Source organism: Pseudomonas sp. F9001, from assembly GCF_013385435.1.
GTDB lineage: Bacteria > Pseudomonadota > Gammaproteobacteria > Pseudomonadales > Pseudomonadaceae > Aquipseudomonas.
The window spans coordinates 1-23,844 of sequence record NZ_JACAPX010000014.1 but is presented as its reverse complement, the minus strand read 5'-3'; the positions used below and the strand labels follow the sequence as shown (position 1 = coordinate 23,844).

General features: G+C 61.8%; 20 protein-coding genes. 7 read left to right on the top strand and 13 right to left on the bottom strand.

What is annotated here, in order from left to right; translation table 11 throughout:
• Window positions 1-15: 15 nt before the first annotated feature.
• Window positions 16-963, bottom strand: coding sequence for a LysR substrate-binding domain-containing protein (locus HX818_RS15675; protein WP_003212775.1), 948 nt, complete (start codon window positions 961-963; stop codon window positions 16-18).
• A gap of 137 nt (window positions 964-1,100) precedes the next feature.
• On the opposite strand from HX818_RS15675, the gene HX818_RS15670 reads away from it, so the two are divergent.
• The 3 genes from HX818_RS15670 (at window position 1,101) to HX818_RS15660 (ending at window position 4,451) form a co-directional block, all read left to right on the top strand.
• Window positions 1,101-2,477: an L-serine ammonia-lyase gene (locus tag HX818_RS15670; protein ID WP_008438553.1), complete on the top strand. Its 1,377-nt coding sequence runs from the start codon at window positions 1,101-1,103 to the stop codon at window positions 2,475-2,477.
• Window positions 2,478-2,537: 60 nt separating this feature from the next.
• Window positions 2,538-3,833, top strand: coding sequence for a serine/threonine transporter (locus HX818_RS15665; protein ID WP_177020374.1), 1,296 nt, complete (start codon window positions 2,538-2,540; stop codon window positions 3,831-3,833).
• Between the two features lie 300 nt (window positions 3,834-4,133).
• On the top strand, window positions 4,134-4,451 hold the full coding sequence (locus HX818_RS15660) for a DUF3509 domain-containing protein (protein WP_003212781.1): 318 nt from the start codon (window positions 4,134-4,136) through the stop codon (window positions 4,449-4,451).
• On the opposite strand, the gene HX818_RS15655 is transcribed toward HX818_RS15660, so the two are convergent.
• Both HX818_RS15655 and HX818_RS15650 read right to left on the bottom strand, forming a co-directional pair.
• Entirely contained in the window at window positions 4,448-4,936 is a 489-nt protein-coding gene (locus HX818_RS15655; RefSeq protein WP_003212783.1) for a phosphate-starvation-inducible protein PsiE, read from the bottom strand. The two genes, HX818_RS15660 and HX818_RS15655, sit on opposite strands and share 4 nt — an antisense overlap.
• Before the next feature lie 283 nt (window positions 4,937-5,219).
• A complete protein-coding gene (locus HX818_RS15650) occupies window positions 5,220-5,477 on the bottom strand; it encodes a DUF6124 family protein (RefSeq protein ID WP_008438570.1) in 258 nt (85 codons plus the stop codon).
• 305 nt (window positions 5,478-5,782) lie between these two features.
• On the opposite strand from HX818_RS15650, the gene HX818_RS15645 reads away from it, so the two are divergent.
• On the top strand, window positions 5,783-6,043 hold the full coding sequence (locus HX818_RS15645) for a YebG family protein (RefSeq protein WP_003212789.1): 261 nt from the start codon (window positions 5,783-5,785) through the stop codon (window positions 6,041-6,043).
• A 207-nt stretch (window positions 6,044-6,250) separates the two neighbouring features.
• Here HX818_RS15645 and HX818_RS15640 read toward each other — a convergent pair whose 3' ends face one another.
• Entirely contained in the window at window positions 6,251-6,976 is a 726-nt protein-coding gene (locus HX818_RS15640; protein ID WP_087695180.1) for a dienelactone hydrolase family protein, read from the bottom strand.
• A 217-nt stretch (window positions 6,977-7,193) separates the two neighbouring features.
• Between HX818_RS15640 and HX818_RS15635 the strand changes: the two genes are divergently transcribed.
• Window positions 7,194-8,501, top strand: a complete 1,308-nt coding sequence (locus HX818_RS15635; protein ID WP_177020373.1) for an acetamidase/formamidase family protein — start codon at window positions 7,194-7,196, stop codon at window positions 8,499-8,501.
• A 6-nt stretch (window positions 8,502-8,507) separates the two neighbouring features.
• On the opposite strand, the gene HX818_RS15630 is transcribed toward HX818_RS15635, so the two are convergent.
• Complete coding sequence (locus tag HX818_RS15630) at window positions 8,508-9,527, bottom strand: Glu/Leu/Phe/Val dehydrogenase (RefSeq protein WP_177020372.1); 1,020 nt, start codon at window positions 9,525-9,527, stop codon at window positions 8,508-8,510.
• Between the two features lie 186 nt (window positions 9,528-9,713).
• Between HX818_RS15630 and HX818_RS15625 the strand changes: the two genes are divergently transcribed.
• Window positions 9,714-10,517, top strand: coding sequence for a SirB1 family protein (locus tag HX818_RS15625; protein ID WP_003212796.1), 804 nt, complete (start codon window positions 9,714-9,716; stop codon window positions 10,515-10,517).
• Here the strand turns inward: HX818_RS15625 and HX818_RS15620 are convergent.
• The 4 genes from HX818_RS15620 to hmgA form a co-directional block, all read right to left on the bottom strand.
• On the bottom strand, window positions 10,441-11,826 hold the full coding sequence (locus HX818_RS15620) for an aromatic acid/H+ symport family MFS transporter (protein WP_177020371.1): 1,386 nt from the start codon (window positions 11,824-11,826) through the stop codon (window positions 10,441-10,443). The genes HX818_RS15625 and HX818_RS15620 overlap by 77 nt on opposite strands.
• Before the next feature lie 133 nt (window positions 11,827-11,959).
• On the bottom strand, window positions 11,960-12,601 hold the full coding sequence (gene maiA / locus HX818_RS15615; protein WP_177020370.1) for a maleylacetoacetate isomerase: 642 nt from the start codon (window positions 12,599-12,601) through the stop codon (window positions 11,960-11,962).
• 12 nt (window positions 12,602-12,613) lie between these two features.
• On the bottom strand, window positions 12,614-13,900 hold the full coding sequence (gene fahA, locus HX818_RS15610; protein ID WP_003212801.1) for a fumarylacetoacetase: 1,287 nt from the start codon (window positions 13,898-13,900) through the stop codon (window positions 12,614-12,616).
• Between the two features lie 3 nt (window positions 13,901-13,903).
• Window positions 13,904-15,187, bottom strand: a complete 1,284-nt coding sequence (gene hmgA, locus HX818_RS15605) for a homogentisate 1,2-dioxygenase (RefSeq protein ID WP_003212802.1) — start codon at window positions 15,185-15,187, stop codon at window positions 13,904-13,906.
• A 119-nt stretch (window positions 15,188-15,306) separates the two neighbouring features.
• Between hmgA and HX818_RS15600 the strand changes: the two genes are divergently transcribed.
• On the top strand, window positions 15,307-16,095 hold the full coding sequence (locus tag HX818_RS15600; protein ID WP_008438587.1) for an IclR family transcriptional regulator: 789 nt from the start codon (window positions 15,307-15,309) through the stop codon (window positions 16,093-16,095).
• A gap of 155 nt (window positions 16,096-16,250) precedes the next feature.
• On the opposite strand, the gene HX818_RS15595 is transcribed toward HX818_RS15600, so the two are convergent.
• The 4 genes from HX818_RS15595 to HX818_RS15580 all read right to left on the bottom strand — a co-directional run bounded on the left by HX818_RS15595 (window position 16,251) and on the right by HX818_RS15580 (window position 23,595).
• Entirely contained in the window at window positions 16,251-18,740 is a 2,490-nt protein-coding gene (locus HX818_RS15595) for a LuxR C-terminal-related transcriptional regulator (protein ID WP_134325763.1), read from the bottom strand.
• Between the two features lie 273 nt (window positions 18,741-19,013).
• Window positions 19,014-20,381, bottom strand: coding sequence for a DUF1329 domain-containing protein (locus tag HX818_RS15590; protein WP_003212808.1), 1,368 nt, complete (start codon window positions 20,379-20,381; stop codon window positions 19,014-19,016).
• 26 nt (window positions 20,382-20,407) lie between these two features.
• The gene (locus HX818_RS15585) at window positions 20,408-22,198 is read right to left on the bottom strand and encodes a DUF1302 domain-containing protein (protein ID WP_177020369.1); all 1,791 of its coding nucleotides are present in this window, start codon (window positions 22,196-22,198) and stop codon (window positions 20,408-20,410) included.
• A gap of 485 nt (window positions 22,199-22,683) precedes the next feature.
• Window positions 22,684-23,595: an SDR family oxidoreductase gene (locus HX818_RS15580; protein WP_008438591.1), complete on the bottom strand. Its 912-nt coding sequence runs from the start codon at window positions 23,593-23,595 to the stop codon at window positions 22,684-22,686.
• Between the last annotated feature and the right edge of the window lie 249 nt (window positions 23,596-23,844).

Sequence of the window (23,844 nt, the reverse complement as noted above, 5' to 3'; positions counted from 1 at the left end):
TTACCGCCAACTTCCTTACAATTGCCCCTCTCCCAACGGGTGCAATCCGCGAAAAATCTCCGCTTCCTCCACCAGCCAGTCATGCACCGCCCGCACGCCCGGATGGCTCAACGCACCCGGCGCGTACAGCAGCACATAGCGTTTGTGGTTGGGAACGGCGAGGCCGAATGGCACGATCAAGGTGCCGCGTTCCAGTTCGTCATTGAGCAAGGTTCGCCGGGCAATCGCCACGCCCATGCCCGCAATCGCCGCCTCGATGGTCAGGTGGTTGCGGTTGAAGGTATGCCCGCGCCGTACGTCGGCGGCGTCATAGCCGATGGCGTTCAGGTAGAACTCCCACTCTGCGTACTCATAACTCCCACGCCAGGCAGTGATGTCGTGCAGCAGCGGGAAATGCACCAGGTCAGCGGGGCCATGCAGTGGCGGTCGCCCCCGCAGCAGGCTCGGTGCGCACACCGGGAAAATCTGCTCGTCCAGCAAGGCTGTGGACAACAAGCCGGGATAGCTGCCGTCGTTAAGGTCGATGGCCAGGTCGAAGTCGCCCTCGTGCAGGGCGACGCTGCTGTCTTCGGCAACCATGCGCAGCTGGATATCCGGGAAGCGCTGCTGCAAACGCGGCAAACGCGGGGTCAGCCATTTGCCGAGAAACGACGGGATCGAGCGCAGGCGCAAGGTGCCGCTGATCATCCCGGCGTCCAGCCGCTGCAACTCGGCATCGATGCTGCCATAGGCCTCGCCCACGGTGATCGCCAACCGCTGGCCCTCTGCGCTCAGCTCAACCCCGCGTGCGCGCCGATGGAACAGGCGAAAGCCCAGGCGCTCCTCCAACTGACGGATTTGCTGGCTGACCGCGCCCGGGGTGATGTGCAGTTCCTCGGCGCAACGGGTGAACGACAAATGCCGTGCCGCGCAGGAAAAAACGTGCAACCAGACGTAGGTCTGGCCATGAAGCGGGCGAGCCATAGGGTTTAGTCCTGCTAAAGGGTGTCTTAGGATAATTCGTTGGTCAGTGCAGATCCAGAGGCTCAGTATCGCGCCAATTCCGCTTGTCCTACAAAACATGGCAGCGATTCCTACTCCATTGCTTGTAAGGGTTTAGCATGGCTATCAGTGTTTTCGATCTATTCAAAGTGGGCATTGGTCCTTCCAGCTCCCATACCGTCGGCCCGATGCGGGCCGCGGCGACCTTCGTCCAAGCACTTATCGACCAGCAATTGCTCGACGAAACCCGTCGCGTAGAGGTGCGTTTGTACGGCTCGCTGTCCGCCACCGGTGTCGGCCACGCCACCGACCGCGCCTGTGTGATGGGCCTGATGGGCGAATGGCCAGACAGCATCGACCCCACCAGCATCGGCCCACGCATCCAGCAACTGCGCGAGTCCGGCCAATTGCTGCTCGGCGGCCGCACGTCGATTGCCTTCAACTGGCAACACGACCTCCTGCTGCTGGACGAAAGCCTGCCCTACCACCCCAACGCCATGTCCCTGCATGCCTACGGCGAAAACGGCCCGTTGAGCGAGCAAACGTACTACTCGGTGGGCGGCGGTTTCATCATCGAAGCGGCAGAAGCCGAGTCCGGTATCGCGCCTACCAGCGAAGTGCAATTGCCCTACGACTTTTCGAGCGCCGTCGAACTGCTGGCCTTGTGCAACAAGCACGGCCTGCGGGTTTCCGAGCTGATGATGGCCAACGAGCGGGCCTGGCGCAGCGATGCCGAGATCCGCAGCGGCCTGCTGCATATCTGGTCGGTGATGCGTGAATGCGTCGAACAAGGCCTGCGCCACGAAGGCATCCTGCCCGGCGGTCTGGATGTGCCACGGCGCGCGGCGAAACTGCACCGCAGCCTGCTGGAAATCGGCAAACCCAACGTCATCACCTCGACCTTGTCGGCCATGGAATGGGTCAACCTGTTCGCCCTCGCCGTCAACGAAGAAAACGCCGCCGGCGGGCGCATGGTGACGGCGCCGACCAATGGCGCGGCGGGAATCATCCCGGCGGTGCTGCACTACTACATGAAGTTCAACCCGGACGCGTCCGACGATGACGTGGTGAATTTCTTCCTGGCTGCCGCCGCCGTCGGCATCCTCTGCAAGAAAAACGCCTCGATCTCCGGCGCCGAAGTCGGCTGCCAGGGCGAAGTCGGTTCCGCCTGCGCCATGGCCGCTGCCGGCCTTGCGGACGTGCTCGGCGCATCTCCGGAGCAACTGGAAAACGCCGCCGAAATCGGCCTGGAACATAACCTGGGTTTGACCTGCGACCCGGTTGGCGGCCTGGTCCAGGTGCCGTGCATCGAGCGCAACGCCATCGCCGCGGTCAAGGCGATCAACGCCACGCAAATGGCCCTGCGCGGCGACGGCAAACACTTCATCTCCCTGGACCGGGTGATCCGCACCATGCGCGACACCGGCGCCGACATGCACGACAAATACAAAGAAACTTCACGGGGCGGCCTGGCCGTCAGCTGGGTGGAGTGCTGAGGAGCATTCCCTGATCGCCCCAACGTGAGCCCGCGCAAAAATAATAACGAGGCAATAACGATGACCGATGTACGTACACCTGCTGCCGAAAATCCCGCTGTAGACCTGACGCCGACCACCGTTACACAAGGCTGGAACAAACACGACACCACCTGGATGCTCGGCCTCTACGGCACCGCCATCGGTGCCGGCACCTTGTTCCTGCCGATCAACGCTGGCGTGGGCGGCTTCTGGCCGTTGATCGTGCTGGCTCTGCTGGCCTTCCCGATGACCTTCTTCGCCCACCGTGGGCTGACGCGCTTTGTGTTGTCGGGCAAATCCGGCGACATCACCGAAGTGGTGGAAGAACACTTCGGCATCGGCGCCGGCAAGCTGATCACCCTGCTGTACTTCTTCGCGATCTTCCCGATTTTGCTGGTGTACAGCGTGGCGCTGACCAACACCCTGACCAGCTTTATGGAACACCAACTGCACCTGGCTGCACCGCCCCGGGCAATCCTGTCGCTGGTGCTGATCCTCGGCCTGATGGCCATTGTGCGCTGCGGCCAGGGCGTGATCGTCAAGGCCATGAGCGTGCTGGTGTACCCCTTCGTCGCCGCCCTGCTGCTATTGGCGGTGAGCCTGATCCCCAACTGGAACGGTGCATTCTTCGCCTCCGCCAGCGAAGGCATGCCCCTGCCGGCCTTCTTCAAGACCTTGTGGCTGGCGATCCCGGTGATGGTGTTTTCCTTCAACCACTCGCCGATCATCTCCGCCTTCGCCGTCGACCAGAAACGTGTGTACGGCCCGCAAGCCGAGCGCAAAAGCAGCGGCATCCTGGCCATGGCCCACAGCATGATGGTGCTGACGGTGATGTTCTTCTGCTTCAGTTGCGTGCTGGCCCTGTCGCCGGCTGACCTCGCCGCCGCGAAGGCGCAGAACATCTCGATCCTGTCGTACCTGGCCAACCACTTCCAGACCCCGGTCATCGCCTACGCCGCGCCGTTGATCGCGCTGGTGGCAATCACCAAATCCTTCCTGGGCCACTACATCGGCGCGAGCGAAGGTTTCCAGGGCCTGATCGTCAAATCCCTGCGCGGACGTAACCGTTCGATGTCCGCCAAGTGGCTGGAGCGCTGCACCGCGCTGTTCATGGTGCTGACCTGCTGGGCCGTGGCCACCTTCAACCCGAGCATCCTCGGCATGATCGAAACCATGGGCGGGCCGATCATCGCCTGCCTGTTGTTCCTGATGCCGATGTACGCCATCCGCCGAGTGCCATCCCTGCGCCAGTACTCGGGCCAGGCGTCCAACGTGTTTGTGGTGTTGATCGGCTTGATTGCGCTGTCTGCGATCGTTTTTTCGGTCATGCCCTGAAACGGATCACCGAACTCAAAAACACCACCCACCCACTGTGGGAGCGGGCTTGCTCGCGAAAGCGGTCGTTCAGCTGAGCAATCATTGGCTGACACACCGCATTCGCGAGCAAGCCCGCTCCCACAGGGGAAATTTGATGGCAGGCAGATTGCTGTACGGCACGCCCCTTGCTGTACAGCTACTGAGGAAAACGGACCTTGTGAAAACCTCAGCGAGCGAATGGCCGGTGGTCAGGAAACGCGAACTAATCCCGACACCGGTCGTCAATGACTGCATGTTCTTATCAGGCGGTAACGCACCATGGACAACCCTTTTCAGATCATCACCGACACCTTCGCCCCGAAATACCGGGTCAATTTAAGCATCCAGCGGCTGGACGGCAGCATCATGCTGACCCTGTCCGATGAAGACGGCGTCGTGGCCAAACGCATGATCAGCGCCGAACAACGCAACGACCCCCAGCGCCTGAAACGGCTGGTGCAGAGTGTGCAATTCGGGATTGCGATCGAGCAGGGGCACAGCGCGATGGAGATATTGGCGGTGATGACCGATGGGGACAGCCACCAGGTACTGCAGCGGCCGCCGGTCAGCAGGCCGCCGCTCAACGCAGGGTTCTAGAGCTCGCCCTTCTCTGTTTCAAGGCTCGCTTCGCCCTTGCGGCGCGGGCCTTCGACCTTCACCGACGGAAATGCCGACGACGCATACCGCACCACCAGAATCGCGAACGCCAGCAGCAGAATCCCACCGCACAGGTAGATGATGCCGATGTCGGGCGGGTTGTGGTGGGACACGTTGGAAATCAGCAGACGGGTCAGCGCCGTGATCGCCACGTAGATCAGGAAGCGCACCGGCATGTGGTTGGTCTTGAAATAAATCCCGACCATCGCCCCCAGTTCCAGGTAGATGAACAGCAGCAAGATGTCATCGATCTTGATGTGCCCCGTCTCCAGCATCCCCAGAAATTCCATCACCGCGGCATAGGCGGTCACCGCACCAATGGCGAACAGTGCCAGGTAGTGGAAGGTCTCGACGAACAGATTTCCCAAGGACTCGGCCAGTTGGTGCACGGTCTTGCGCAGGTTTTCAGCCCAGTTGATTTTCACGATGATGCTTCCTTAGGTCGGCTCGACCGGATAATGCGGGTTGGACGTGACGGTTTCTCTGCATGCAGAAAAAAGGCCAGGGAACAGGGAGTGAGATGGTGGCGGGGTGATATGAGGCACTTATCTTGCTGCTTGATGATCGTTCCCACGCTCCGCGTGGGAATGCCGCCCCGGACGCTCCGCGTCCAATGCCCCACGGTTTCGGATAGAGGTGACGCGGAGCGTCACGGTATGCATTCCCACGCAGAGCGTGGGAACGATCCAGGTGACCGGGTGATTCAGGTCAGGTCGGGGCGACTTGGTCCAACGCCTGATCAACCAACAAACCACTCATTTCCAGCAGTTGATGGATCGCCAGAAGCAAACTTCGCTGTGGTCCTTCAAGCTCAAAAGCCAGGCTACTGGCCATTTCACGGGCACTGTTCAAGGTTTCGCTGGCGTTGGCGAGTAATGTTTCAGTGTCAGTATTTGGGGTCACAGCGAAAAGCGCGGTAGGCGGCTTTATAGGCGATTCAGAAAAACAGGCAGTCATTTTTACCATGGTGCATTCCTTGGATTTACAAGATGTTTGCTCCTTAAATTCGAGCCGCCAAACTCGTGTACCGCATAAGCGAAGCCCGGAGAAGGTAAGCCACTGAATGACGCTCCTGCAACCCCACCAACCTGTGAGAAGTTTCCGATAGGGCAAACCAGCATTTGCCAGCTACATTGAAAAGCCACTACCCAAAGCCCATGGATTGGCTTATGCTTTTAGCTGTATATAAATACAGTAGTCGCGAGAACGCTTGGCGACATTCGAACCAAGGGCAACTCCCTTCAATACTGCACCGATGACGAGGCCGAAAAATGGCTGTTGAAACCCTGTATCGCAGTACCCGTGACCTGGAGACTACATTCGTGGATCGCAAACTTGCCGACGCACACGACCAGATGCTTGAACTGGCAGAGTCCCTGATGGAAGTGCTGTTGAAAAACGTCGAAGGCTTGAGCGAGAAGCAGGCAGAAGATGCCGGTATTTTCATGGCCAAGAACCGCGCGGCGTTTGCGGCGGCGTTCAAGAACAATGCGAGTGCATTGGCGGAGATTGGGCAGCCAGCGGCTGAGTGATGCATTGCCAGTAGTGGCGAAAGGGCTTGCTGTGGCAGAGGGCGCTTGCTGTGGCGAGGGAGCTTGCTCCCGCTGGAGTGCGCAGCGCTCCCAAGCTTTTGGGTCTGCTGCGCAGCCCAGCGGGAGCAAGCTCCCTCGCCACAGCAAGCTCCCTCGCCACAACAAGCTCCCTCGCCACAGGTTATGCGTTGATGCCTTTCACATGTGTCATGCCTGCCACAAGGTCTTGCCGAAGAACGTCAACGTGCGGTCCCACGCCAGTTGCGACCAGGCGGCATCGTATTGCGTGTCTGCAATCCGACCATCACCAATCGCCGTCTCGTTGGCAAACGCATGGCGCGCCAGGTAGCGATGGAAAGTCGCGTCCACACCCGCAGCATGCAGTTTTGACTCCAGCTCCGCCACGGTGTCGATATTGAAGAAGGCATCCTGCGTGCCCCAATGCCCGATCAGCGGCGCCTTGATCTTCGAAGCATCCAGATACTCCAGCGGCGGGAAGCCGTACCACACCACGCCCGCAGCGACTTCCGGAATCGCGTTCAACGCCAGCAACGTCAACGCCCCGCCCATGCAGTAACCGGTCACACCGACTTTTTTCGAATCCGCCTGCAAGTACTGCACAGCACCCTTGATGTCCTGGGAAACCGCGTCACCAAAATCCAGCCCATCCATCAGGTGGTGAGCCTCTTCCTCTTCCACGGTCGACGCGCCGCGATAAAGGTCCGGCACCAACACGCGGTAACCGCATTCGGCCAGTCGATTGGCCACGCCCTTGATCTGATCGTTTACGCCCCACCATTCCTGGATCACCACGATCGCCGGCGCGCCTTCGAGTACCGCCGGGCTGGCCAGGTAGCCGTTGACGTCAGCGCCATCCGGGCGTTTGAAGGTGATCATGCGCCCGCTGGAGCGCCCTGCTGTTTGTTTGGACATGCCAACCTCGTTCTGATGGGTTTGAAAAAGTAAGCCTGCAACAGAGATATCTGTATTTGCACGTGTCCGCCACTGCGGGTGTATCAGAGTGTGTATGGATGCCCCTGAGATACACACGTACCGGCAATCGCGGCAGCGCGACACACGACAGATACACATCGGCGCTTAAGTGATGAAGCCTGTTCAACATTCAATCACTCAGGGCCCGGAAAATAAAATGAATAACCTCCCATCTGTCGACCGTCTCACCGTCACCTCCTACACCAATGGGCTGCTCGGCCCCAGCCAGAAAATGCTCGGCCCGCTGGCCGACGGTGGCACCTTGATCACCGGCACCCCGCCCGGTTGCTGGGGCCCGATGATCACGCCGGCCTTTGAGGGTGGCCATGAAGTGACCCAGCCCGTGTTCATCGCCGGCGCCGAAATCGGCGACGCGGTGGCGCTGAAGATCAAGCGCATGCGCGTCACCTCCCTGGCCACGTCCTCGGGGGTCATGAGTTTTGTCGAAGGTCGCTACCATGGCGACCCGTTCGTCGCGAAGTTCTGCTCCAACTGCGGGCAAGAGCATCCCGCCAGCCACGTCGAAGGCATTGGCGATGACGCCATTCGTTGCGATGCCTGTGGCGCCGAGGTCAGTGCGTTTCGTTTCAGCAATGGTTACGTGATCGTTCTGGATGCCGAGCATCAGGTGAGCCTGACGGTCAACCAGGCCGTGGCGGATCGCCTGGCCGGCAAGGCATCGGACATGTCGGCGCTGCCCGAATTGTCTGCCCAGCACTCGATCCTGTCCCTGGCCCGCGCCGATATCCCGGGCCTGGCCGCGCATATGCGCCCATTCCTGGGCAACATCGGCACCACGCCTTCACGGGATCTGCCGGATTCCCACAACTGCGGCGACTTCGGCCAGTACCTGGTGGGCGCGCCCCATCGCTACAGCATGACCCACGATGAACTGCACGCCGCGAAAACCGATGGCCACATGGACACCAATTCCGTGCGCGAAGGCTGCATCCTGATCTGCCCGGTGAAGGTCCCCGGCGCCGGGGTATACATGGGCGATATGCATGCTCAACAGGGCAATGGCGAAATTGCCGGGCATGCCACCGATGTGTCGGGGGAAACCGAACTGACGGTGCAGGTGATCAAGGGCCTGAGCCTGGACGGGCCGATCCTGCTGCAAAACCTCGATGACCTGCCGCCCATGGCGCGCCCGATGACCGCGGAGCAACGCCTGCGGGTGAAGGCACTGGGGGAGCGCTGGGGCCAGGTGGAGATCGAGGAGAACGCGCCCATCACCTTCATCGGCAGTGGGACCAATCTCAACGTCGCGACAGACAACGGACTGGAACGCGCAGCCGCCGTGACCGGGCTGCCGCTCGACGAAGTGCGCAACCGCGCGACCATCAACGGCTCGATTGAAATCAGCCGCCTGCCGGGAACCGTGCGGGTCACGATTCTGTGCCCGATGCACATCCTTGATCGTATGGGCGTGGGCCAACTGACCCGGGAGAAATATCAGCTTTGACCCGCCTCAGCGGTACAGCAAGCGCTCCGCCAGCTCATCCGCTACCCGCGCGGGTGAGCGTTTTTCAGCCTGGGCATGGGCGAAGATCTCGGTCAGGCGTGTGCCGATGTTCGACAGGTGCGCGGTGATGGTTTCCAGCTCCGCGCCGCCGTGCTTGAGGGCCACGTAGATCAGCCCACCGGAGTTGATCACGTAGTCCGGCGCGTAAAGAATCCCACGCCCTTCCAGTTGATCGGCCACTTGCAGGTTGGTCAGCTGCGCACTAGCGGAGCCGGCCACCGCTGCGCATCGCAACTGCGCGACCGTGTAGCGGTTGAACACCGCGCCCACACCACAGGGCGCAAGGATATCGCATGGGGTGCTGAGCAAGGCTTCGTTGGCAATCGGGTGCGCACCCAGTTGTTCCATCGCCAGTTGCACCTTGCCGTGGTCGATGTCGCTCACCAGCAATTCAGCCCCGGCGGCGTGCAGTTGCTCGGCCAGGGCATAACCGACGTTGCCCAGGCCCTGGATCGCCACGCGCAGACCTTCCAGATTATCGCTGCCCAGGCGAGCCATCGCGGTGGTGCGGATGCCGGCGAACACGCCCATCGCCGCGTGGGGCGAGGGATCGCCGGCCGCCGTGGTGCTGGTGACATAGCGGGTCTGCTGGGCGATGCAATCCATGTCGGCCACCGAGGTGCCGCTGTCGATGGCGGTGATGTAGCGGCCATCCAACTGCTCGATGCAGCGGCCGAAGGCTTCAAACAATGCCGCGCGGCTTTCCACATGGGCGGGGCGGATGATCACCGCGTTGCCGCCACCCACCGGCAAACCGGCCAGCGCGGCCTTGTAGCTCATGCCCTGCGCCAGGCGCGCGGCATCCGCCACGGCACTTTCATCGTCGGGGTAAGAGAGGTAGCGGCAGCCTCCAAGGGCGGGACCCAGGCGGCTGTTGTGGATGGCAATGACCGCCCTCAACCCGGTGGCCGGGTCAACGCTCAGGTGCAGCGATTCAAGGCGGGTGCTGTGCATGAGCGCAAACATCGTCAAGCTCCCGAATCACTTCTGGTAGGCGCCAAGTATAGGACCGCCAGCGAAACCCTGCTGAAGCGCGCAGGAATAAGACCACCGGTTTTAAAGGGTTTGCGACATAAACAGGTAGGACCTGTCTTAAGGCACTGGACGAAAGTTCACAGCAAGGCTAAAACGAGACATCCGCAGGAGAACCCAATGAAGCCCCGCGACGCCTTTTTTGCCTGCCTGGAACGGTCACCGCCCGCGCTGTTTGAAGCCGCTCTGTGGATGGCGGCCGAGCACGACCCGGCGGTGGACCCGTTGGCCATCCTGCAGGACTTCAAGGTACTGCAGCAGTTGGTCAGCCTCAGCATGCCGATGCTGCCGGCGGATGAACTCGGACAACCGTTGCTGCGGCGCATGAACGACCTGGGGTTCGCCCAGGATGACCACACCCCGCTGCGCCCCGCCGCCGCGCTGCTGGACAAGGTGTTGAAGCGTAAACGCGGGCAGCCGCTGGCTCTCGGGCTGATTGCCCTGGAGCTGGCGCGGCGCCTGGACATTCCGCTGGTGGGCGTCAACTTCCCGGGGCACTTCCTGTTGCGCGTGCCGGGCGCCGATCACCTGCTCGACCCCTGCGGCGGCCGACGCCTGTACCCCAACGATTGCCGCGACCTGCTGACCCGCCAGTACGGGCCCAATCTCAAGTTGCAGGCCGACCACCTGCACACCGCCGAGCCGCGATCGATCCTGCAACGGCTGTCGCGTAATCTGCGCCAGTTGCACCTGTCCAACGACGACCACCTGGCCGCTCTGGTGGATGCCGAACGCGTGCTGGAGCTGGGCAATGCCAGCGCCGCCGATTACCTGGCCCGGGCCAGTTTGTATCAGCGCCTGGATTGCCCGAACGCCGAGCGTTTTGACCTGGAACACGCATTGATGCTCAGCGAAGACCCGATCCAGCGTCTACGCCTGACCGAACGGCTGGGGCATTTGCCGCCGAACTCTGTGGTGCATTGACTGGCGAGCGCACCTGGATAATCAACAACGCCGCTATCACCGCCGGAATCGCGCAGAAGAAGAAAATCTGCTGCACCGGTATGTGCATCGCCAGCAGCAGGCTGCCGAACAGCGGCCCCAGGATCGACCCGAACCGCCCGACACCCAGTGCCCAGCCTGTACCGGTGGCCCGCACGTGAGCCGGGTAGAAGTTACTGGCGAACGCGTTCAGGGTCAGTTGACCGCCGATGATGCAGAAGCCCGCAGCAAACACGCAGGCCACCAGATAGCGCGGATTGTCGTGATTCAGCCCCAGCAGGATGGTGCACACCGCAGCCGCTGCCAGCACGCCGGACAGTAGGCGCACTTTGCTTTTGAGCCGGTCGGCAAACCAGGCCATGCCGATGGCGCCCAAGGTCCCGGCGAACAGGAACATCGAGGTCACCAGATTGGCCTCATTCAGGCTCAAACCGCTTTCCAGCAACAGCGAAGGCAGCCAGCTGATCATGAAATACAGCAGGATCAGGCTGACAAAAAACGTCGCCCACAGCAGTAATGTCGGGCGCGCGTAGCCATGGCGGAACAGCTCCACCACCGTCAGTTTGCTGCCTTGCTCCTGGCGGTTTTCTGCCTCGCTCGCTGGCGGTGGTTGCCAGCCGGGCAGCATGCGCGCGGTGACTTTTTGCAGGCGCGCATAGGGCGGTGCATCACGCAGCAGGCGCGGCAGGGATTCGGGCAACATCCAGGCAAGAAACGGAAACAACAGCAATGGCGTCACACCACCGGCGAGGAACACCGCCTGCCAGCCGAAGCTGTCGATAAACCCGGCCGCGACAAAACCACCGGCCGCACCGCCGAAAGAGAAGCCACAGGCGGCGAGCGTCACCATCAATGTTCGCAGGCGGGGTGGTGAGTATTCCGACATGAGGGCCATGGCGCTGGGCATTGCACCGCCCATGCCGATGCCGCAGATAAAGCGGGCGGCCATCAAGGTATTGAGAGAGTTGGCGAACACCATCAGCACCGTGAGGCTGGCGTAGATCAACACACAGCACAGCAGGATGCGCCGCACCCCGAAGCGATCCGCCAGCGGCGTGACGGCCAGGGAGCCCAGCGTCAGCCCCAGCAGGTTGGCGCTGAACACCGGGCCGAACGCGGCTTTTTCCAGGCCCCAGTCCTTGGCCAGCGCCGGTACTACGTAGCCCAGGACCTGGGCGTCGTAGCCATCGGTGACCAGCAACAGTGCCAGCAACAGGAGAATCAACCACTGATAGCGCGACACCGGACGGGCGTCGAGTGCCGCACGAAAGCTGGCAATCTGATTGTGCATCGCAAGGGACCTGTATTGTTTTTATAGTGGTGTAGATCGTTCCCACGCTCCGCGTGGGAATGAATCAGGTGACGCTCCGCGTCACGGACGCAGAGCGTCCAGGGCGGCATTCCCACGCAGAGCGTGGGAACGATCAGACTGGTGGGGTATCCGGTTGGTTGGCGGGATGAGCCGCCATGAACGCCGGATGCTGCGCCGCCAACCCCGCCACCCGCTGAATGCGCGGGTACGCCATCAGCGACACCTTGAACCGCTCGGCCGCATACAACTGTGGAATCAAGAACGTATCCGCCATCCCCGGCTGCTCGCCAAAGCAATAACCCTGATCACCAATCAACTGCTCCACCGCCGCCAGGCCCTGGCTGATCCAGTGCCCGATCCACTCCAGCACCTGCGCTTCATCGTGCCCCCATTGCTTGAGCAGATTCTGGGTACTGGAGTTGTGCAGCGGATGAATGTCGCAACCGATGATCGACGCCACCGCGCGCTCATGGGCGCGGGTTGCCAGATCCGTGGAGAGCAACGGCACCTGTGGATAACGTTCCTCCAGGTACTCGATGATCGCCGGCGACTGAATCAACACATCACCCTCATCGGTGCGCAAGGCCGGCACGCGACCTTGCGGGTTGATCGCCAGGTACTCCGGCTGATGGTTGGCGCCGCCCTTGGGCACCAGCAGGTTGACCGGCACGGCGGTGAAGTCCAGGCCCTTGAGGGCCAGCGCGATCCGCACCCGGTAGGACGAAGTGGAGCGGTAGTAGGTATAGAGTTCCATGGCCCTGCCCTCTCAGCGTGCCGCGACCACGGTACCCCGGCATTCGCCGAAGCCGATGGAGGCAAACCCGTCGCGGGTGCAGCGGGCACGCAGGATGATTTCGTCGCCGTCTTCGAGGAACTTACGCACTTCGCCGGAGGCCAGTTCGATCGGCTTTTTACCGCCCTCGGTGATTTCCAGCAGGCTGCCGAATTGTCCGGCTTCAGGCCCCGACAAGGTGCCCGAACCGAACAGGTCACCCGCCTGCAACTGGCAGCCATTGACGCTGTGGTGCGCAACCATCTGCGCGACGGTCCAGTACATGTGTTGGGTGTTGCTCAGGGTCAGGCGATGGGCCGGCAGGTTCTGCTCGCGCATCGAGGCGGTGGTCAGCAGCACTTCCAGTTCGATATCAAAACCACCGGCCGCCTGGTCGCGCTTGTCCAGCAGGTATGGCAGCGGTTGTGGGTCGCCTTCAGGGCGCGCCGGTTGTGCCTTGCGGAACGGTTCCAGGGCTTCAGCCGTCACCACCCATGGCGAAATGCTGGTGATGAAACTCTTCGACAGGAACGGGCCCAGCGGCTGGTATTCCCAGGCCTGGATATCCCGCGCCGACCAGTCGTTGAGCAGGCAGAAACCGGCGATGTGATCAGCCGCGTCGCCGATGGCAATCGAGTCGCCCATGGCATTGCCCTGGCCGATCCAGATGCCCAGTTCCAGCTCGTAGTCCAGGCGTGCGCAGGGGCCGAAGGTCGGCTCGGTCTGGCCGGCTGGCAGGGTCTGGCCTTTCGGGCGGCGGACCTCGGTGCCCGACGGGCGAATCGTCGACGCGCGGCCGTGGTAGCCGATCGGCACATACTTGTAGTTGGGCAGCAGCGGGTTGTCCGGGCGGAACAGCTTGCCGACGTTTTGCGCGTGCTCGATGCCCACGTAGAAGTCGGTGTAGTCGTTGATCCTGGCCGGCAGGTGCATCTGGCAATCGGCAGCCGGGTGCAGCGCAGCTTGCAGTTTGCCTTGCTGGTCGCTGCCTTCGGCCAACAGTTCCAGCAGGCGTTCACGCAAGGCCACGCGCGGGCCACGGCCGAGTTCGAAAAACGCGTTCAATTGGCCGCCAGCGGTGGCTTCAACGGCCCGGCGGGCTTCGCCTTCAAAGCATTCCAACGCGGCGTGCAGATCAAGAATCTGCTCGCCAATCGCCACGCCACTGCGCGGTGCCGAGCCATTAAGGCTGAACACCCCCAACGGCAGGTTTTGCAGCGGGAAATCCCGGTGACCGTTGGCGGAAACCACCCAACTGCGGGTGAGATTAGGCTGAGTCATGGGTTATCTCCGATTCGGGTTGAAGGTTGCAGGGAGCGAGGCCCAGCAAGCGTCGTAGGAAGGTTGCAGTTGCGGGCATTCCAGCGCGAACTGTGTAGGACGCAGCACCTGGCTAGTCTCGAACATGAACGCCATGGTGTTATCAATCTTGTGGGGCTCAAGCGTCGCGTTGATGGCTTTGGTGCAGGTCTCGCCATCCGGGCCGTGGGCGCTCATGCAGCTGTGCAACGACGCGCCGCCGGGCACGAAGCCTTCAGCCTTGGCGTCGTAGGCACCCTGGATCAGGCCCATGTATTCGTTCATCAGGTTGCGGTGGAACCACGGTGGCCGGAAGGTGTTTTCGGCGACCATCCAGCGGGGCGGGAAGATCACGAAGTCGAGGTTGGCCAGGCCGTGCACGCTGGTGGGCGAGGTCAATACGGTGAAGATCGACGGGTCCGGGTGATCGAAGCTCACGGTGCCGATGGTGTTGAAACGACGCAGGTCGTATTTGTACGGCACGTTGTTGCCGTGCCACGCCACCACGTTCAGCGGCGAATGGTCGAGCTGGCAGCCCCACAGTTCACCGAGGAATTTCTGCACCAGCGTGGTCGGTTGCTTGAGGTCTTCGTAATGGGCGACCGGCGTGAGGAAATCCCGTGGGTTGGCCAGGCCGTTGCTGCCGATAGGACCAAGGTCCGGCAGGCGCAGTGGCGCGCCATGGTTCTCGGCGACGTAACCGCGGGCCAGGGCATCCAGCAGTTCGACGCGGAATTTCAGGCCCCGGGGCAGCACGACGATTTCCAGTGGCTCGACTTCCAGCACACCCAGTTCGGTCGCAATGCGCAGGCGGCCCTGCTCGGGAACGATCAACAGTTCGCCGTCCGCGTTGAAGAACACGCGGTCCATCGAACGGTTGGCGCGGTAGTTGTAGATGCTGATGCCCGAGGGTTTTTCCGATCCGGAATTGGCGACCATGCCTACAAGGCCATCGATGAAATCTGTCGGCTCACCCGGAATATCCAGCGGGTTCCAGCGCAGGCGGTTGGGCGTCACAGCGCCCAGCGGTCCACCGGCCAATTGCCGTTCCAGCTTGACGAACGCCGGGTGATTGGCCGACGGCTGGATGCGGTACAACCAGGTGCGCCGGGCTTCGCTGCGGGCCATGGTGAAGGCGGTGCCGGAAAAGAGTTCGGTGTACAGCCCGTAGGGCGCTTTCTGCGGGGCGTTCTGGCCGACGGGCAATGCACCGGGCAAGGCTTCAGTGGCAAATTCATTGCCAAAACCCGATTGGTATTCGAGGGTCATGGATCGTCCTCTGAGCGGAAGTTGTTTTTATCGTAATCCAGTTACGCATAACGTAATTTGATACCTGTTGACCGTCAAGCTATAAAGACGCCCATTCGTCTTTCGGATTCATGCCTTCCATGGAAAAGCCGCCCGCCCCCCGCGACACCGGTAAACAGAAAGTCCGCTCGGCTGAAGTGGGCACCGACATCCTCAAGGCCCTGGCTGAACTGTCGCCGGCCACCTCGTTGTCGCGCCTGGCCGAGCACGTGCAAATGCCGGCGAGCAAGGTCCACCGCTATTTGCAGGCGCTGATTGCCTCGGGTTTTGCCGAACAGAACACCGCCACCAACCATTACGGCCTGGGCCGCGAAGCCTTGCGCGTGGGGCTGGCCGCGCTGGGCAGCATGGACGTGCTGAAAGTCGCCGCCCTGCCCCTGGCGGAACTGCGGGATGAGTTGAATGAAACCTGCTTCCTGGCCGTCTGGGGTAACCAGGGCGCGACCGTGGTGCACATCGAGCCGGCGGTGCGCGCGGTGACGGTGGTCACGCAATTGGGCTCGGTGTTGCCGTTGCTCAGTTCGTCCACCGGGCTGGTGTTCAGTGCGTTCCTGCCGTCGCGGGAAACCGTGGAGTTGCGCGAGCGGGAGATTCAGGCGGGCGTTGCCCATGCGTTGGCGGATGACCAGGAATACGCGACCACCTGTGAGCAGATCCGCCAGCGCGGCTTGCACTTTGTGCATGGCTTGCTGATGCCGGGTGTGGACGCGTTGTCGGCGCCGGTGTTCAACGCGGTCGGGCAAGTGGCGGCGGTGTTGACCGTGGTGGGGCCGACGTCGCTGTTCCATGCCGATGAAGACGGCCCGGCGGCGAAGCGTTTGCTGGCGGCGACCCAGGCGGTGAGTTGGCGCATGGGTTATCAGCCGTAACGCTCAGTATCAGGCACCCAACAGAACAAAATGTGGGAGCGGGCTTGCTCGCGAATGCAGTCTGTCAGTTAAAGCATCAGTGACTGATACACCGCATTCGCGAGCAAGCCCGCTCCCACATTTGATCGTCATTGTTTGACGAATAGTGCATGGCTTCAAGCCATCAAGCCCAGCGTCTTGGCCTTGGCCACTGCCTGGGTGCGCCGCTCCACCCCCAATTTGCTGTGAATCCTCCGCGCATGGGTTTTTACCGTGTGCAGCGAGATAAACAATTGGCTGGCAATTTCCAGATTGGAATTGCCCTGGGCAATCAGTTGCAGCACCTCAAGCTCGCGCTGGCTCAGGGGATTTTCCCCCGCCGCCGCCGGGCATTCCTGCGGCTCCAGCCCCAACGCACTCAACAACCCCGGTTGCCTGAGGCGCAGCTCGCGAATCGCCTGCTGTACCTGGCAACGCCCCGCCAGTTCCAATCCGGCTTCCAGCGAGCGCACGGCCAACGGGCGATCGCCGACTTGCCAGGCCACTTCCCCCAGCACCAAGTGCAACTCCGCTTCCAGGCACAGCATGCCCCGCTGACGGGCGGCCTCCAGTAACGCACTCAGGCGGGCGACAGGCTCTTCGGCGCGATGCAATTTCACTTCGGCCAGCACCTGCAAATATTCAAGCCTGGGGATCAACTCCAGGGTGGCCGGCGGTGCTTGTTTCGCCTTGGGGCCACGGTAGTGCCGCAGCACCCGGGTCACCGCCTCCAGGGTCAGTTCGGCACGGCCCTGTTGCAGCCAGAAATGCCCGCTGAGCAACAGCAATACGGCGCGATAGACGGTGTCGGGCACCTGGCGTTGCTGCATCAGGCGTTCAGCGTCGCGCAACTGGATAAACGCCTGGGCGTAATCGCCCTTGTTGGCGGCCAATAGCGCCAGTCCCAGGTAGCCGTAGAGCACGCGTTTGTCCTGGCTGTGCAGGCACATGCCCAGGCCGGATTCGAAGCATTCGGCGGCCACGGCGTCGTGGCCCTGGCGCAGCGCCAGGTGCCCACGTCGCAAGCAAATCCGCCCCATCAACGGCCCGGCTTTAAGCCGCTGTTGCACCAGCATGCGCTGCACATTTTCCAGCAGGCTTTGGGCCCGATACGGCGCGCCGCGCTGCTCCAGCAACTGCGCATGATCGAGCTCCAACAATGCCTCCAACAGCAGTGAGCCGTGGGAGCGCGCCAGGCACAACGCCTCGCGGTTCAGCGCCTGGGCCACGTCCAGCTCGCCACGCAGCAAGGCTTGCTGGGTCAGGCCCGACAGGCACATCAGGCGCGACGTCCAGGCGCTCTCGGGCAAGTCTTGCAGGGCTTCGAGAAAATGTTCCCGGGCCCGTGCGGCTTCGCCGCCCAGATGCAACAGCCAGCCCCATTGCGCCTGCCAGCGGGCCAGCAGATAACGCTGCAGGTGCGCGGTCGGTTGCGGAGTGAAACGCGCCAGTTGGTCAATGCACAACGCCGCCTGGTCGAAACGCCCGGCAAACAGCAACGCCGCCGTTACCAAGCCCACCAGTTGCGCCGAGCCCAGCATCAATTCATCACCATGCTGCTCATGCAGGCGCAACAACAGCACCGCGTTTTGCTGGCGGAACAGGTCTTCAAAACTGAAATGCTGCAACAGGCTTACGGCCACTTCGTACTCTTCGGCCTGCAACGCTTGCTCAAACGCTGCTTGCCAGTCCTCGGCGGCGGTAAACCATTGGCACGCGCGCCGGTGCCAGGAGCGCCTGGCTGGCCAGGGTTCGGCGCGCATCAGTTGGGCCAGTGGCGGGAAGACTTGCAGCCAGTCGGTGGACTCCTCCCAGGGCTCGATAAAGGCGCCCAGCGTCTGCAAGTCTCGCAGGTAGTCGCCACCATCACCAAAGCCGAACAGGTGGTCACACAAGCTCGGGTTGAAGCGTGGCAGGTGCGCGAGCACGCGCCAGGCCTCGGCCAATTCCGGCGCCAGGCCCGTGAACAACTCGTGTTGCAGGTAGTCGAGCAAGGTTTTGTCCGGGTGCCCGTCGCCTTCAAGCAATCCGATACGCACTCCGGCACACCAGCCGGCGCTGAACTGCAACACCTTGTCGGCGCTGGGCCCGGCCAAGTGCTGGATTTCGCTGGGGTCAAACGCCAACTCGGCAGCGCTGCATTCCCACAGTTCATCATCAAGCAACAGCCGGGGCCAGTTGCAGGCCGGCCGCCGCCGCGCGCCGATCCACCAGGTCAAGGCCGGGCTGCTGGCGGCCAGAATGCGGTCAAGCAACCCATCCAGTTCAGGCGCCGGCACGCGGCAGAAGTCATCGAGAAACAACCAGGCCGGCGCTTGCCAGCGGTTCAGGGCCAGCAGCAAGGTGGGCTCATCAACAAAGTCGAGGCCAAGGCTTTGCGCCAGGCGCTGACACAAATCCGAGGCCACGCCATTCAGCGGCAACCAGTACACCTGGCACTGCGAAGGCGCCTGCAACGCGCACTCGGCGAGCAATGCACTCTTGCCACTGCCGGCCGGGGCGCAGAGCAACTTCACCCGCGCGGTGGCGTTGAGCAGCGGCACGGCCAGGCGCGGGCGCAACAGATGATGGGGAGACAAGCGTGGCATGAATCCAGGACGATCCAGACAACGGGTCATGGCGGTCATTACTGCGTCCCTGTTTTTTATTATTAGGCGGCGTGCGCCCTACCCTAGTCCTGTGGCTGGCGGTTGTTGAGGAGTATTCAGCAGGCTGATTGGCGGGCATAAAAAAGCCGGGAGCCAAAAGGCCACCCGGCATCAGATTCAGCGTTGAAATGCGTTCCAGTGTGGGAGCTGGCTTGCCTGCGATGGCGGTGTGTCAGGCCAGGTATCTGTTACTGATGCACCGCTATCGCAGGCAAGCCAGCTCCCACAGTTTGACCGTATTTCAATCAGGTTTTAGCGCACGCCTTCCGAGCGCAATGCTGCCGGCGTGTAGTCGGCCGCCTTGGCCGCAAAGCCGAACACAAAGCTGCTCTTCTCTTCGTTCTTCATGCCCAGGGCGATGTAGCGCCCGGCGATGATGTCGTACAGGGTTTCGACGGTGTAGGCCGGCACCTGGTGGTCGTAGTAGAACTGCGCGTGACCTTCAGCAACACGCCACAGCTGGCCGCGGCCGTCGTAGTGGTCCACCAGCGCCACCTGCCAGCTGTCTTCGTCGATGTACATGTGGCGCTTGGCGTAGATGTGCCGTTCGCTCGGCTTGACCGTGCCGATCACTTCCCAGACCCGGTGCAGCTCGTAGCGGGTCAGGTCCTGGTTGATGTGGCCGGCCTTGATGATGTCGTCGTACTTGAGGGTCGGCGAGTCGAGCTTGTAGCTGTTGTAGGGAATGTACATCTCCTTCTTGCCCACCAGCTTCCAGTCGTAGCGGTCCGGGGCGCCGGAGAACATGTCGAAGTTATCCGAGGTACGCAGGCCGTCGGCCGCAGTGCCCGGCCCGTCGTAGGCCACTTGCGGCGCACGGCGTACGCGGCGCTGGCCGGCGTTGTAGACCCAGGCCAGGCGCGGCTCCTTCACCTGGTCGAGCGTCTCATGCACCAACAGTACGTTGCCGGCCAGGCGCGCCGGGGCGGTCACCGATTGTTTGAAGAAGGTCAGTACGTTGGCGCCCTTGACCGGGTCCATGTCCGGGATCAGTTGCGGCACGGCCACTTCTTCCTCGAAACGGATCGGCGTGTAGCTGCCGTTGGTCTGCGGCGTGGCCTGGGTGATGATGCGGCGCAGGTTGCCGCCGTGGTAACGGGTGATGTGGTTCCACAGCACTTCCACGCCATTTTTCGGAATCGGGAAAGCGTAGTAGCGGTTGCCAGTGAAGTTTTCCAGGCCGTTGCCGTCGTTGATCGCGTGTACGTTGAGCGCGCTGCGCTTGATCGACTCGTAGATCTCCGGCGGCAGGTTGACCGTGCGGTGGGTCGGGTAGACCGGAATCTTGTAGGTTTGCGGGTAGCGCTTGAACATCGCCACCTGGCCTTCGGAGAGTTTGTCCTTGTATTTGTCGACCGTGGCGGCGGTGATCACGAACAGCGGCTTTTCATTGGCAAACGGGTCAGCGAGGAAGCCTTTGCTGTCCACCGCCCCGGCGTTTTTCGGGATACCACCGGTCCATGCCGGGATCGAACCATCGGCGTTACCGGCCTTCTCGGCGCCCACCGGGGTCAGGGTAGTGCCGAGCTTGGCCGCTTCTTCCGGCGACACTGCGGCCATCACGTTGGCGGCCAACAGGCTCAGGGCCAACACCCCGCATTGCAGAATCATTTTGCGCATAGTCTCTTGTCCTTACTTAAGCCAAATCAGAAGTTCACGCCAAAGCTGAGGGCGATGAAGTCGCGGTCGGTGAGGGTGTTGTAGTCACCGCCAAAAAAGTCGGTGTAGCTCAGGCTCGCGGTGTAGGTGTTGCGGTAGTCCGCATCCACGCCGACGCTGATGGCCTTGGCGCCTTCGTTGAACAGGCCGTTGGGGCCGTAGCCGCTGACGTCCTGGGACCACGACACGTTGGGCTTGAGGTTGACCCCGGCGAATACGTTGTTGTAATCGAGGATGGCCCGGGCGCGATAACCCCAGGAGTTGGCCGTGACAAACCCATCGGTGTCGCCGCCGAACCCGTACTGGCCGTAGACCGAGTCACGGCCATAACGCAGCTTGGATTTCGCCTCCAGCCCGCCGACGTGCACAAAGGCCGCCTCGCCCACCAGGGTCAGGCGTTCGGCGCCCAGTACCTGGTCGAAGAATTGGGTCATGGTGCTCTGGATCTGGGTGATTTCCTTGCGGCGGTAGCCGGCGTTGTCGGCACCGAAGGAACTGCTGATCGGTGAAGCGGCGTTGCCGGCAATCGGGTTGACCAGGGCCAGCGTCAGGTCGGTGGTGTTGAGTTGTACGGGAGCATTCGGGCGGTAGCTGATTTCGCCGGTCCAGGCGGTGCCGGTGGGCAAGGTGGTGGAGAAACTGGCACCGAACAGGCGGATGTTTTCCGGGTAGTCGAGGTAATACTGGCCGCGACCGAGCATCGTGCTTTGCGCCAGGCCGGCCCCGGAACCCGGGGCGATCCCGTTGGCCGCGTTGGCAATAGCGCCAATGGTTGCCAGGTTGGTGTTGGCGGTGATGGTACCGACGGTGGGCGTGCGGCTGTGATAGTTCATGAAGTACAGGCCGTACTCGGTGTCATCCCCCAGCCAGCGCAACGCCATGCCGAACTGGCCGCCATCGCGCGCCTCGCGGTCTTTTGCACGCTGCACCACCACGCCTTCGTTCGTGACCTGGAAGCCTTGGCCAAACGCCGCCGCCACCGGCTGCAACGGCGCAATCGCCGGGCTGCCGACGGTGTAGTTGCCGTTACAGCCGTGGGCCACCACGTCGTTACCGAAGAAGGTGCCGCAGTTGTCCACCACGGTGTTTTCCCAGTTCAACTGGTAGAAACCTTCCACGCTCAACTGGTTGGTGAGGCTTTGGGAGGCGAACACCATGTTGACCGGAATCAGGCCCTCCTTGATCTCGGCGCCAGGGCGGCGGAACGCGGAAACGTCGATGGGGTTGATGCTGTTGATGGAGTTGCCGATGAACGTACTTTCCCCCCAACTGACCACCTGCTTGCCGACGCGCACGTTGCCCGGCAAATCGCCGATGGAATAGTTGTGATAGACAAACGCGTCGAGTAATTCGTAGCCGGAAGAGCGTGCGCCTTCGTCGCGGTGGTTATTGCTGATCTGCTTGAATTCGCGGTCTTCGTCCTGCAGTTCAAAGTCGTACCAGTACTTGCCGCGCACGAACACGCCGCTGTCGCCGTACTTGAGTTCCAGGTCGTGGATGCCCTTGAAGATCTTGGAGAAGGTCTCGCCCTTCTTGAAGTTCAGGCGACCATCATCGCCGGTGGAAGCCTGGCCCGTTCCGCCGTTGGGAATGCCCACCAGCTTCTTGTCGGCATCGCGCATGCCCCAGCTGGCACCGACCGACAGCGAGGAATCGAATTGCCCTTCGATCTCGCCGATGTTGAACGAAACAGCCTGCGCCTGGGCACAGCAACCCAAAGCAACCGCAGCGGCCAGCGCCTGTGGCCTGAAGATGGCGCGCATTGTTGTTTTTGTCATGCGTCTTCCCCGGTGGTGTGACAGAAGGCCCCACCCTACTGCCCGCGATCAGGAGCGATAAGCGCACCAAGGAGGTATTCGTGTTGTCGCTCGAAAGGATGAGAGGGCGCTCTGGCCGGGGTCTTGGAGAGGCCATGGACGAGATGGATGAAGGATTATCAGGAGGATGGATGAGGTGTTATTGCCACTGTTGCGGGTTTGGTAACAGTCCTTGTCTCGAATCGCTATTTTTCATTTTGTAACAAAAGCCTATTCTTGCCTGGCTTTCAGGGCAAACCGCCCGCTTCCAGAATCTGGAAGAACAGCCAGTTTTTTATGGATTGATCAATATTTTCAATCTGTTACCGGTGTTCACTGACGTTGATTTATTGCTCCTTGATCAAACGTCTTACTTCAGCCGCTGCCTTTGCAGCGGCTTTTTTTATGCCTGAAATAAAGCGGGGCGCCATGGCGCCCCGCTTGATTAAAACTTTTTCACGTAATGATCACAGGCTGTACTTCTGCAGGTTGGCCATCATCTCCTTCAAGGCCTCGATGTTGTCCTTGGGGTGAGCGGCCCCGTCGAAGTCACAGATTTGCTGCCAGTGGGCGGCGACATCATCCGGGGAGAACCCGGCTTCAGGGTCGAACCCAACCCCCAGGCTGCGCTCCCAGCGGGTCTTGCCGATCCAGCCGCCGCCCACCTCAAACAGCCCGGAGGTTTCCTGACACGCCTCGCTGCCCAGGTACACCACCAGCGGGCTGATCAATTCCGGCTTGAGGCGTTCGAAGACTTGCGGCGGGATCAGGCCTTCGGTCATGCGTGTACCACCGGTGGGGGCGATGGCGTTGACCAGGATGTTGTTCTTGCGGCCTTCCAGCGCCAGGGTGCGGGTCAGGCCGTACAGGCCGAGCTTGGCCATGCCGTAGTTGGACTGGCCGAAGTTGCCGTAGATACCGGAAGTGGAGGCGGTGAAGATTACCCGGCCGTAGGCTTGTTCACGCAGATGGGGCCAGGCGGCGCGAGTGACTTTGTAGGCGCCTTCGACGTGTACGCGGTAGACCAGGTCCCAGTCGCTGTCTTCCATTTTGTGGAAGGTTTTGTCCCGCAGGATCCCGGCGTTGTTGACCACGACGTCGATGCGGCCGAAGGCGTCGAGGGCGTTCTGGACGATCTTGTCACCGTCGGTGACGGAGTCGTGGTTGGCCTCGGCGATGCCGCCGGCTTCGCGGATTTCGGCCACTACGCGGTCGGCCGCCGAGGCGTTGGCGCCTTCGCCCTGGGTTGAGCCGCCAAGATCGTTGACCAGCACTTTGGCGCCGTGTCTGGCGAACAGGAGTGCGTGGGCGCGGCCTAGTCCGCCGCCGGCACCGGTGACGATCACGACCTTGTCTTGGAACTGCACAGGCTCACTCATTGGGGACTCCAGGGGTGGTTAGGGGTGGATGGGTTGAGTGTCAGGCACGGGGCTTGTGGTCACAATAAATACGGCTGGGGGTGAATGGTGCGCGATAAGGCTGGGGGATGATTGGTGTGGGTTAGATGGGGGACATATCCGTTATTTAGGTAACGGCGGCTTATGGTTCCGCTCTTACAGCGGGTCACTTTTGGCAAACGCCCCAAAAGTAACCAAAAGGTCTTTGCCCCACCACTCGGTGCCTCGCCC

Bases quoted from the DNA above. Each gene is read 5' to 3' on its own strand.
- HX818_RS15595 (WP_134325763.1), bottom strand. From the start codon at position 18,740: ATGACCGCCATGACCCGTTGTCTGGATCGTCCTGGATTCATGCCACGC.
- HX818_RS15630 (WP_177020372.1), bottom strand. From the start codon at position 9,527: ATGTTTGCGCTCATGCACAGCACCCGCCTTGAATCGCTGCACCTGAGC.
- HX818_RS15640 (WP_087695180.1), bottom strand. From the start codon at position 6,976: ATGTCCAAACAAACAGCAGGGCGCTCCAGCGGGCGCATGATCACCTTC.
- HX818_RS15650 (WP_008438570.1), bottom strand. From the start codon at position 5,477: ATGGTAAAAATGACTGCCTGTTTTTCTGAATCGCCTATAAAGCCGCCT.
- HX818_RS15675 (WP_003212775.1), bottom strand. From the start codon at position 963: ATGGCTCGCCCGCTTCATGGCCAGACCTACGTCTGGTTGCACGTTTTT.
- HX818_RS15645 (WP_003212789.1), top strand. From the start codon at position 5,783: ATGGCTGTTGAAACCCTGTATCGCAGTACCCGTGACCTGGAGACTACA.
- maiA (WP_177020370.1), bottom strand. From the start codon at position 12,601: ATGGAACTCTATACCTACTACCGCTCCACTTCGTCCTACCGGGTGCGG.
- HX818_RS15600 (WP_008438587.1), top strand. From the start codon at position 15,307: ATGGAAAAGCCGCCCGCCCCCCGCGACACCGGTAAACAGAAAGTCCGC.
- HX818_RS15635 (WP_177020373.1), top strand. From the start codon at position 7,194: ATGAATAACCTCCCATCTGTCGACCGTCTCACCGTCACCTCCTACACC.
- HX818_RS15585 (WP_177020369.1), bottom strand. From the start codon at position 22,198: ATGACAAAAACAACAATGCGCGCCATCTTCAGGCCACAGGCGCTGGCC.
- HX818_RS15590 (WP_003212808.1), bottom strand. From the start codon at position 20,381: ATGCGCAAAATGATTCTGCAATGCGGGGTGTTGGCCCTGAGCCTGTTG.
- fahA (WP_003212801.1), bottom strand. From the start codon at position 13,900: ATGACTCAGCCTAATCTCACCCGCAGTTGGGTGGTTTCCGCCAACGGT.
- HX818_RS15670 (WP_008438553.1), top strand. From the start codon at position 1,101: ATGGCTATCAGTGTTTTCGATCTATTCAAAGTGGGCATTGGTCCTTCC.
- HX818_RS15665 (WP_177020374.1), top strand. From the start codon at position 2,538: ATGACCGATGTACGTACACCTGCTGCCGAAAATCCCGCTGTAGACCTG.
- HX818_RS15625 (WP_003212796.1), top strand. From the start codon at position 9,714: ATGAAGCCCCGCGACGCCTTTTTTGCCTGCCTGGAACGGTCACCGCCC.
- hmgA (WP_003212802.1), bottom strand. From the start codon at position 15,187: ATGACCCTCGAATACCAATCGGGTTTTGGCAATGAATTTGCCACTGAA.
- HX818_RS15660 (WP_003212781.1), top strand. From the start codon at position 4,134: ATGGACAACCCTTTTCAGATCATCACCGACACCTTCGCCCCGAAATAC.
- HX818_RS15620 (WP_177020371.1), bottom strand. From the start codon at position 11,826: ATGCACAATCAGATTGCCAGCTTTCGTGCGGCACTCGACGCCCGTCCG.
- HX818_RS15580 (WP_008438591.1), bottom strand. From the start codon at position 23,595: ATGAGTGAGCCTGTGCAGTTCCAAGACAAGGTCGTGATCGTCACCGGT.